The organism is Kitasatospora sp. NPDC056651 (genome assembly GCF_042792155.1).
GTDB lineage: Bacteria > Actinomycetota > Actinomycetes > Streptomycetales > Streptomycetaceae > Kitasatospora.
The window spans coordinates 1-1,875 of the sequence record NZ_JBHTWX010000240.1; the positions used below are offsets into that span (position 1 = coordinate 1).

Genomic DNA, 1,875 nt, shown 5'->3' on the forward strand with positions numbered 1-1,875 from the left:
GGGTACGGGGGCGGGGGCCGGCCGCCGATCGCCCGCCCCCCCACCCCTTCCGACTCTGGAGCGCCAGGCCCGGGTCGCACGGACTCTCCCTACTGAAAGTAGGACGTGCTCTGGTAGCACCACTGACGCCTGACGAGGGATCGTCTCCCTCGCGACAGGAAGAACAGTACAAGCTCCGTGATCACCCACCAAATCGGAGGCGAACCCGGCATGACGACCACGCGACCGGAGACCGTTCCGTACGCGGACGGACGGCTGTCGGACGTCCAACCGCCCGCTGACTCGCCGCCGCCCGCCCCGCGGGCGGTCCCCCTGACCGGAAAGGGCGCCGGCTCAGTTCCCGGCGACCAGGTCGCGCAGCCCGTGACCGCGCTCCAGCGCCTCCAGGTCCCGCTGCAACGGGGGCCGCGGGACGGTCAGCACCGGGCAGGTCGCGTGCCGGACGCAGTAGGCGGTGACCGACGGCCGGATCAGCCGGGAGAACCGGCCCCGCTCCCGGCCCGCACCGAGCACCAGCACGTCGTCCGGCCGGTCGGCGCAGCGCACCAGGGTGTGGGCGGTCTCGCCACGGACGGTCTGGCAGCGCAGCCGCGCTCCGGCGTGGCGTCCGGCGAACGCCTCGTCGAGGGCCTGGCGCAGCCGGGCCACGGCAGCGGCGCGTCCGGCGTCGACCACCGGCGGGCACGGGGTGCGGCGGTAGCCGTACTCGTCGCCGGGCGGGGTCCAGCAGAGTACGGCGAGCACCTCGACGTCCGTCCGCCGGGCCTCGGCCACCGCGTGGTGCAGCGCGGCGAGGCTGCCGAGCGAACCGCTGACGCCGACCACGATCCGGCCCTCGTCCGCGCTCACGTCACTGTCCGCCACGGCCCCTGCCCTGCCTCTCCGCCCGTCCGGGTGTCCACGCACCGTCCCACGTCCAGGTACAGCAAAGCGGTCGGCACCCGTACGGCCCCGGCTCGTTGACGCGGCTCTGACGCGGAACCGGGCGTTCCCTACGCGTCCCTGACGCGGCGGGGACGGGGTGCGGGCGGAGTGCGGACGCGGCGTGAGCGAGGCGCGCTCAGGCCTTCGGCGGCTCCGGAGCGTCCGCTTCCCAGAGGTCGGCGAACATCCGGTCCAGGTACTCCTCCCCGATGGGCGGGACCGGCAGCGGGTGGGTGGCCTGGGCGCGGAAGCCGTCGAGCAGGAGGGCGAGGTAGCGGCGCCAGAGGTCGGGGCGCAGCTCGGTGGCGGCGGGCAGGGCCCGGCAGAGCGGGCCGAGCAGGAAGAGCAGGTCCATGGTGACCACGTCGTGGCGCATGGTGCCCTGCTCCTGGGCGCGGGCGATCAGGGCTCCGACGGTGGTGGCGTGCTGCCGGCTGATCTCGATCATGCCGGGGATGGTCGGGATGGCCTGGGTGACGAGGTCGTTGATGCCCCGGTCCGCGGCGACCAGCTCGAAGATCCGCCCGAAGTACCGTTCGAGACCGCTCCAGGCGTCCTCGGCGGCGAGCGCCTCCTGCCCGGCGTCGGCCAGGCCGACCCCGGCGTCCGCGAACACCTCGCCGATCAGCGCCTCGCGGGTCGGGAAGTGCCGGTAGAGGGTGGCGTTGCCGACGCCCGCCTCCTTGGCGATCTGGTCCAGCGGCACGTCCAGGCCGTGTTGGGAGAACATGTCGCGGGCGGCGGCGAGCAGCAGGTCGCGGTTGCGCTGCGCGTCTCGCCGGAGCCGCCCCGGGGGGTTCGCGCTGCTCGGTGGTGCCATGACCCGACCCTAGCAAGTGCCGGCCGGTTGCATCCGACACGGAGCAGCGGGTGCTCAACTGCGCTGCGGGGTCGGCGAGATGCGGGGCAGGCCGGTCGGGAGGGGGCCGCACGGCGGCGGCCCCGGCGGGC

The 1,875-nt window shown here is 74.7% G+C and carries 2 protein-coding genes; both read right to left on the bottom strand.

Features of this window, described 5'->3' with window-relative positions:
* Positions 1–333 precede the first annotated feature (333 nt).
* Positions 334–849, bottom strand: coding sequence for a universal stress protein (locus ACFRAR_RS38715; protein ID WP_380705134.1), 516 nt, complete (start codon positions 847–849; stop codon positions 334–336).
* 211 nt (positions 850–1,060) lie between these two features.
* Positions 1,061–1,744: a TetR/AcrR family transcriptional regulator gene (locus tag ACFRAR_RS38720; protein WP_380705136.1), complete on the bottom strand. Its 684-nt coding sequence runs from the start codon at positions 1,742–1,744 to the stop codon at positions 1,061–1,063.
* Positions 1,745–1,875 lie beyond the last annotated feature (131 nt).